10 protein-coding genes are annotated in these 7,375 nt (G+C 70.9%); all 10 read left to right on the forward strand.

Annotation, left to right across the window (positions count from 1 at the left end):
- A partial coding sequence (locus tag VLF38_RS08535) for a helix-hairpin-helix domain-containing protein (protein WP_325270845.1) occupies positions 1 to 207 on the forward strand: 207 nt, incomplete at its 5' end.
- A gap of 4 nt (positions 208 to 211) precedes the next feature.
- A complete protein-coding gene (locus VLF38_RS08540; RefSeq protein WP_325270846.1) occupies positions 212 to 622 on the forward strand; it encodes a hypothetical protein in 411 nt (136 codons plus the stop codon).
- Positions 623 to 650: 28 nt separating this feature from the next.
- On the forward strand, positions 651 to 1,535 hold the full coding sequence (rapZ, locus tag VLF38_RS08545; RefSeq protein ID WP_325270847.1) for an RNase adapter RapZ: 885 nt from the start codon (positions 651 to 653) through the stop codon (positions 1,533 to 1,535).
- On the forward strand, positions 1,532 to 2,524 hold the full coding sequence (locus tag VLF38_RS08550) for a uridine diphosphate-N-acetylglucosamine-binding protein YvcK (RefSeq protein WP_325270848.1): 993 nt from the start codon (positions 1,532 to 1,534) through the stop codon (positions 2,522 to 2,524). Before rapZ ends, VLF38_RS08550 begins: the two co-directional genes overlap by 4 nt.
- A complete protein-coding gene (gene whiA / locus VLF38_RS08555; protein WP_107699817.1) occupies positions 2,515 to 3,501 on the forward strand; it encodes a DNA-binding protein WhiA in 987 nt (328 codons plus the stop codon). The genes VLF38_RS08550 and whiA overlap by 10 nt, the downstream gene beginning before the upstream one ends.
- Before the next feature lie 139 nt (positions 3,502 to 3,640).
- The gene (gene gap / locus VLF38_RS08560; RefSeq protein ID WP_325270849.1) at positions 3,641 to 4,660 is read left to right on the forward strand and encodes a type I glyceraldehyde-3-phosphate dehydrogenase; all 1,020 of its coding nucleotides are present in this window, start codon (positions 3,641 to 3,643) and stop codon (positions 4,658 to 4,660) included.
- Positions 4,661 to 4,663: 3 nt separating this feature from the next.
- On the forward strand, positions 4,664 to 5,863 hold the full coding sequence (locus VLF38_RS08565) for a phosphoglycerate kinase (protein ID WP_325270850.1): 1,200 nt from the start codon (positions 4,664 to 4,666) through the stop codon (positions 5,861 to 5,863).
- 29 nt (positions 5,864 to 5,892) lie between these two features.
- On the forward strand, positions 5,893 to 6,663 hold the full coding sequence (gene tpiA / locus VLF38_RS08570; protein WP_325270851.1) for a triose-phosphate isomerase: 771 nt from the start codon (positions 5,893 to 5,895) through the stop codon (positions 6,661 to 6,663).
- A 45-nt stretch (positions 6,664 to 6,708) separates the two neighbouring features.
- Positions 6,709 to 6,945, forward strand: coding sequence for a preprotein translocase subunit SecG (secG, locus tag VLF38_RS08575; protein WP_107699813.1), 237 nt, complete (start codon positions 6,709 to 6,711; stop codon positions 6,943 to 6,945).
- A gap of 29 nt (positions 6,946 to 6,974) precedes the next feature.
- Positions 6,975 to 7,334 carry an RNA polymerase-binding protein RbpA gene (locus VLF38_RS08580; RefSeq protein WP_305028941.1) on the forward strand — a complete coding sequence of 120 codons (360 nt, stop codon included), beginning with the start codon at positions 6,975 to 6,977 and terminating at the stop codon, positions 7,332 to 7,334.
- Positions 7,335 to 7,375: the final 41 nt, after the last annotated feature.

Consider the following 7,375-nt stretch of genomic DNA (forward strand, 5'->3'; position numbering starts at 1 on the left):
GTCCCCGGCCTGGGAGAGGTGCGCAGGAAGGTGCTCATGAAGCATTTCGGCTCGCTGAAGAAGCTCCGCGCTGCGACCGTGGAGGAGATCGCCGTCGTGCCCGGGATCGGCCCCCGCACCGCCGCCGCGATCGCCACCGCCGTCGCCGCGGCGAAGCCCGCTGCCCCCACGGTCAACATGACCACGGGCGAGATCACCGAGGAGTGACGAGATGACGTTCGACCCGCTGGCCCCCGAGGCCCCGCCGCAGAGCGACCTCGAGCAGCTGCTGCACGACGAAGCGCCGCTCGCGGACCTCGCGCCCGTCCTGCTCGAGGCCCACCTGGGGATGCCCGGGCGGGAGGATTCCAGCGGTGCCTTCTCGCCCGAGGTCCGCGACTTCGGCGACGGCCCCGCCGTGCTCGCCTTCACGCACCCGAGCCGCCTCGACCGCTGGCTCGGCGCGACCACCGCAGCCGGCGACCGCCCCGAGGGCACGCTGGTGGCCCACGCGGCGCCGGGCCGCTCGCTCCTCGAGCACCTGGTCGCGGAGGGGCTCCCGCTCGTCCTCAACGCGGCCAACGGCAACGCGCGCACCTTGGCCGTCGCGGACATGCAGGCCGCTCTCGAGGCACACCGGTAACGTCTCCCGCCTGAACCGAGGAGGAAGCATGCACCCACCCGAGGAGGGCGCCGCGCACCGCGGCGAGCTCGTGGTCGTCACGGGCATGACGGGCGCTGGCCGCAGCACGGCCGCCAAGGAGCTCGAGGACCTCGGGTTCTACGTCGTCGACAACCTGCCGCCGACGCTGCTGCGCGACGTGGTGCGCCTCGTCGACGAGACCCGCGGCTACGAGCAGCCGATCGCCGTCGTGGTCGACGTGCGGTCCGGGTCGTTCTTCGACACGTTGCGGGCCAACCTCGCGCAGGGCGCGACGGGCCGCCGCACCACGCTGCTCTTCCTCGAAGCCACCGACGACGTCCTCGTACGCCGCCAGGAGGCCGCCCGGCGTCCGCACCCGCTCCAGGCGGGGGGCCGTCTCCTCGACGGCCTGCACCGAGAGCGGCAGGTCCTCGCGGACCTGCGCAGCGACGCCGACCTGGTGGTCGACACGAGCAACCTCAACGTCCACCAGCTGACCGCCAGGGTCGCCGAGGCGTTCGGGGCTCCCGATGCCATGCGGCTCAAGATCACCTGCACGAGCTTCGGCTTCAAGTACGGCATCCCCGTCGACGCTGACCTCGTCGCCGACATGCGCTTCCTCCCCAACCCGCACTGGGTGCCCGAGCTCCGTCCGCTGACCGGCCGGGACGAGTCCGTCTCGGCGTACGTCACGGAGCGGCCGGGCGCGCAGGAGTTCCTGGCGCAGTACGTCCCGGTCGTGCAGACCGTGGCCGAGGGCTACCTGCGCGAGGGCAAGCGGTTCGCCACGATCGCGATCGGCTGCACCGGCGGCAAGCACCGCAGCGTCGCGATGACCGAGGAGCTGGCGCGTCGGCTCCGTGACCTCGGCTTCGACGCGACGGCGACCCACCGCGACCTGGGGCGCGAGTGACCGGCAAGCACACCGATCGCCCGCTGCTCTCCGGCGCGGTGGTCGCGCTGGGTGGTGGGCACGGACTGCACGCGTCGTTGTCGGCGCTGCGGCACGTGATCGACCAGGTCACCGCTGTCGTGACGGTGGCCGACAACGGCGGCTCCTCGGGGCGGCTGCGCGACGAGTTCGGTGTCCTCCCGCCGGGTGACCTCCGCATGGCGCTGGCCGCGCTGTGCAGTGACGACGAGTGGGGCCAGACGTGGGCGCGCGTCCTCCAGCACCGCTTCGCGGGCGAGGGCGCCATGCGCGGCCACAGCCTCGGCAACCTGCTCATCGTGGCCCTGTGGGAGCAGCTCGGCGAGCACGTCGACGGGCTCGACTGGGTCGGCAAGCTCCTCGACGCGCGCGGCCGCGTGCTGCCGATGGCGGTGACCCCGATGGAGATCCACGCCGAGGTCCTGGGCCACGACCCGTCGCGTCCGGACGAGGTGACCACGGTCCGCGGCCAGGTCGCGGTGGCGACGACGCCGGGCCGGATCCTGGGCCTCGAGCTCGACCCGCCCGACGCCCCTGCGTGCCCCGAGGCCGTGGAGGCGGTGCGCACCGCTGACTGGGTCGTCCTCGGCCCCGGCAGCTGGTACTCCTCGGTGATCCCGCACCTGCGGGTGGGGGAGCTTCGCGAGGCGTTGATCACCACCGAGGCGAAGGTGGTGGTGACCCTCAACCTGGGTGAGCAGAAGGGCGAGACCTCCGGTTACGCGCCCGAGGACCACCTCGCTGCGCTGCTGGACCACGCGCCAGGGCTCCGGATCCATGCGGTGCTGGCCGACGTGAGCAGCGTGAAGGACCCGGAGGTGCTGGAGGGTGCCGTCCGGAGCCTCGGCGCGGAGCTGGTCCTGGCGGAGGTCGCCGTGCCGGGAAGCCGGTCGCAGCACGACCCGGTCAGGCTTGCGGATGCCTATGCCCGGATCTTCGGTGGTGTGGAATCATTCGCGCCATGGCGATGACGGCACAGGTGAAGTCCGAACTGGCCAGCAGCGTGGTGACGAAGACGTGTTGCCGCAAGGCCGAGGTCTCCACGATGCTCCGCTTCGCCGGTGGCATCCACATCGTCTCGGGACGCATCGTCGTCGAGGCCGAGCTGGACACGGGTGGGGCTGCGCGTCGCCTGCGCCGCGACATCGCGGAGATGTTCGGCCACACCGCCGAGGTCGCCGTCGTCCAGGGGGCCGGCATCCGCCGCGGGAGCCGCTACGTCCTGCGCGTCGTCCGCGATGGTGAGCAGCTCGCCCGCCAGACCGGCCTCCTCGACCAGCGGGGCCGCCCGGTCCGTGGGCTGCCGCCGCAGGTCGTCTCGGGCGGCGCCTGCGACGCCGTCGCCGCGTGGCGGGGCGCCTTCCTCGCCCACGGATCGCTGACCGAGCCCGGTCGCTCCTCCTCGCTCGAGGTCACCTGCCCCGGTCCGGAGGCTGCGCTCGCGCTGGTCGGCGTCGCCCGCCGCCTCGGCATCCAGGCGAAGGCGCGTGAGGTCCGCGGTGTCGACCGTGTCGTCATCCGCGATGGCGACGCCATCGGTGAGCTTCTCACCCGGCTCGGCGCCCACGAGACGCTGATGGCCTGGGAGGAGCGCCGGATGCGCCGCGAGGTGCGTGCGACCGCCAACCGCCTGGCCAACTTCGACGACGCCAACCTGCGGCGATCCGCGCGTGCCGCCGTGGCGGCTGGCGCCCGGGTCGAGCGGGCCCTGGAGATCCTCGGCGAGGACGTCCCCGACCACCTGAAGCTCGCTGGCCACCTGCGCCTGGAGCACAAGCAGGCCTCCCTCGAGGAGCTCGGCCAGCTCCACGACCCGGTCCTCACCAAGGACGCCATCGCCGGCCGGATCCGTCGCCTGCTGGCGATGGCCGACAAGCAGGCGAAGGACCTCGGCATCCCCGACACGGAGTCGTCGCTGACGCCCGAGATGCTCGCCGACGAGGCCTGATCCTCCGCTTTTGCTCTTTAAAGAACCGAAGGGTGAGACTACTCGTGCGTAAGTAGGGCGCGAGCGCTACTGTGGACGTCAGGCGTGATCCACACCACATCACGCCCCTGACAGGCATCGGCCCCACAAGGAGCAGACAGTGACGGTTCGCGTAGGCATCAACGGATTCGGCCGCATCGGCCGTAACTTCTTCCGGGCGGTGCGCGCCCTCGACCCGACCGGCGAGAAGATCCGCATCGTCGCGGTCAACGACCTCAGCGACAACGCGGTGCTCGCCCACCTCCTGCAGTACGACACGGTCCTCGGTCGCCTCGACGTCGACGTCAAGGCCACCGCCGACACGATCGTCGTCGGCGACCAGGAGATCCACGCGTTCGCCGAGCGCGACCCGGCCGCGCTGCGGTGGTCCGACTTCGACGTGGACGTCGTGATCGAGTCCACCGGCTTCTTCACCGACGCCACCAAGGCGCGCGCCCACATCACCGGCGGTGGCGCGAAGAAGGTCATCATCTCGGCCCCCGCCTCCAACGACGACGTCACGGTCGTCATGGGCGTCAACCACACCGACTACGACCCGGCGGCGCACGACGTCATCTCCAACGCGTCGTGCACGACCAACTGCCTCGCGCCGATGGCGAAGGCGCTCCACGAGGGTGTGGGCATCAAGCAGGGCCTGATGACGACGGTCCACTCCTACACCGCCGACCAGAACCTGCAGGACAACATCCACAGCGACCTGCGTCGTGCGCGCGCCGCAGCGCTCAACCTGGTGCCGACCAGCACCGGTGCGGCCAAGGCGATCGGCAAGGTGCTTCCGGAGCTCAACGGCCGCCTGGACGGCTTCGCCGTCCGCGTCCCCACGCCGACCGGCTCGCTCACCGACCTCACCTTCGAGGCCGAGCGCGACACGACGGTCGAGGAGGTCAACGCGATCGTTCGCGAGGCGGCCAGCAACGGTGACCTGGCGCCGTACCTCGTCTACTCCGAGGCCCCGCTGGTCTCCAGCGACATCGTGACCGACCCGGCCTCCTGCATCTTCGACGCACCGCTGACGAAGGTCATCGGCCGCCAGGTCAAGGTCGTCGGCTGGTACGACAACGAGTGGGGCTACTCCAACCGTCTGGCGGACCTGGTGACCTACATCGGCGCTACCCTCTGACGCGTGACTGGCAACCAGACCCTCTCCGCCCTGGGGGACGTGCGCGGCAAGCGCGTCCTCGTCCGCTCCGATCTCAACGTCCCGCTCGACGGCTCGACCATCACCGATGACGGTCGGATCCGGGCCAGCGTGCCGACGATCCAGGCGCTGGCGGGGGCTGGTGCCCGCGTCGTCGTGACGGCGCACCTGGGCCGGCCGAAGGGCGAGCCCGAGGCGAAGTACTCGCTGGCTCCCGTGGCGGCTCGCCTCGGCGAGCTGCTCGGCCAGGAGGTCGCCTTCGCGACCGACACCGTCGGCGAGGCCGCGCAGTCCGTCGTCGCGGGGCTGGCCGACGGCCAGGTCGCCCTGCTGGAGAACGTCCGCTTCAACGCCGGCGAGACCAGCAAGGACGACGGGGAGCGCGGCGCGTTCGCCGACCAGCTCGCCGCACTGGCTGACGCCTTCGTCTCCGACGGCTTCGGTGTGGTCCACCGCAAGCAGGCGAGCGTGTACGACGTGGCGCAGCGCCTGCCGCACGCCATGGGCAACCTCGTCGCTGCCGAGATCGACGTGCTCAAGCGGCTCACCGAGACCCCGGAGCGTCCCTACGCGGTCGTCCTGGGCGGCTCGAAGGTCTCGGACAAGCTCGGCGTCATCGACAACCTGCTGGGCAAGGCCGACAGGCTGCTCATCGGCGGTGGCATGGTCTTCACCTTCCTCAAGGCCCAGGGTCACGAGGTCGGCAAGAGCCTGCTCGAGGAGGACCAGATCCCGGTCTGCCTCGACTACCTCGAGCGTGCCGCGGAGACCGGCGTGGAGATCGTTCTGCCGACCGACATCGTCGTCGCTGACGCGTTCGGCGACGAGGCGTCGGCCCGCGTGGTTGCCGCCGACCAGATCCCTGCCGAGGCGCTCGGCCTCGACATCGGCCCGGAGTCGGGCAAGGCGTTCGCCGCGGCGCTCGCCGACGCGAAGACGGTCTTCTGGAACGGCCCGATGGGCGTCTTCGAGCAGGCAGCGTTCGCGGAGGGCACCCGTGCCGTCGCCGACGCGCTGACCCGCACCGAGGGCCTGAGCGTCGTCGGTGGTGGCGACTCGGCCGCCGCGGTCCGCACGCTCGGCTTCGACGAGAAGGCGTTCGGCCACATCTCCACCGGCGGCGGAGCCTCGTTGGAGTACCTCGAGGGCAAGACCCTCCCCGGCATTCAGATCCTGGGAGCCTGACCGTGGCCCGCGCACCCCGCGTCCCGCTGATGGCGGGCAACTGGAAGATGAACCTCAACCACCAGGAGGCCGTCGTCCTGGTCCAGAAGCTCGCGGTCACGCTCTCGGACAAGAAGCACGACTTCGCCAAGGCCGAGGTCGCGGTGATCCCACCGTTCACCGACCTCCGGTCGGTGCAGTCGGTCGTCTCCGGCGACCGCCTCGGCATCAAGTACGGCGCCCAGGACGTCTCGGTGCACGAGTCGGGCGCCTACACCGGCGAGATCTCCGCCGGCATGCTCGCCAAGCTCGGCTGCTCCTACGTGGTGGTCGGGCACTCCGAGCGCCGTGAGTACCACGCCGAGACCGACGAGGTCGTCAACGCCAAGGCGAAGGCGGCGATCAAGGCTGACATGACTCCGATCGTCTGCGTCGGGGAGGGCCTCGAGGTCCGCAAGGCGGGGGAGCAGGTGGGTCACTGCCTCGCGCAGGTCGACGGCTCGCTCGCGGGCCTCACCGCCGCGCAGGTGGCGGCGCTCGTGATCGCCTATGAGCCGGTCTGGGCGATCGGCACCGGCGAGGTCGCCACTCCGGAGGACGCCCAGGAGGTCTGCCACGCCATCCGTGAGCGGGTCCGCGAGGTCCACGGCGACGCCACGGCCGACGCCGTACGTGTGCTCTACGGCGGCTCCGTCAAGGCCGGCAACATCGGCGGCATCATGGCGAAGCCGGACGTCGACGGTGCCCTCGTCGGAGGCGCCAGCCTCCAGGCCGACGAGTTCGGCGGCATCTGCCGCTTCTACGACATGCCGGTGCTCTGAGCCACCGCGCAAAACCCCACCAACCGTGAAGTAGAGTTCCGCATCGTGACCTTGCTCCTGACGATCCTGCTCGTCGCCACCAGCTTCCTGCTCATCGTCCTCGTGCTCCTGCACAAGGGACGCGGCGGCGGCCTCTCCGACATGTTCGGTGGCGGCGTGTCGAGCACCCTCGGTGGCTCCTCGGTTGCCGAGCGCAACCTCGACCGCCTGACGGTCGGACTCGGTCTCATCTGGTCCGCGTGCATCATCGCGCTGGGCCTTCTCTACGCCTACGGCGCCTGAGACGAAGCTCTAGAAGGAGAACGACGAAGTTGGCTGGAGCAGGAAACGCGATCCGCGGTAGCCGGGTCGGTGCCGGTCCGATGGGCGAGGCGGAGCGCGGCGAGGCCGCCCCGCGACAGAGTGTCACCTACTTCTGCTCCAAGGAGCACCGATCGGTCGTGACGTTCGCGGCCGAGGCGGTCGCCCCCGAGTCGTGGGACTGCCCCCGCTGCGGCCTCCCGGCCGGGCTCGACGCCGAGAACGCCCCGCCGGCGGTCAAGATCGAGCCGTACAAGACGCACCTGGCCTACGTGAAGGAGCGTCGCTCCGAGGACGAGGCGAAGGACATCCTGGAGGAGGCCCTCCAGCTCCTCCGCTCGCGTCGCAAGTCGGGCGACATCATCTTCTGAGCCCCTGCGCTCCGTTGTACGACGGGTGGTCACCCATGTGG

The organism is Nocardioides sp. (genome assembly GCF_035481145.1).
Lineage (GTDB): Bacteria > Actinomycetota > Actinomycetes > Propionibacteriales > Nocardioidaceae > Nocardioides.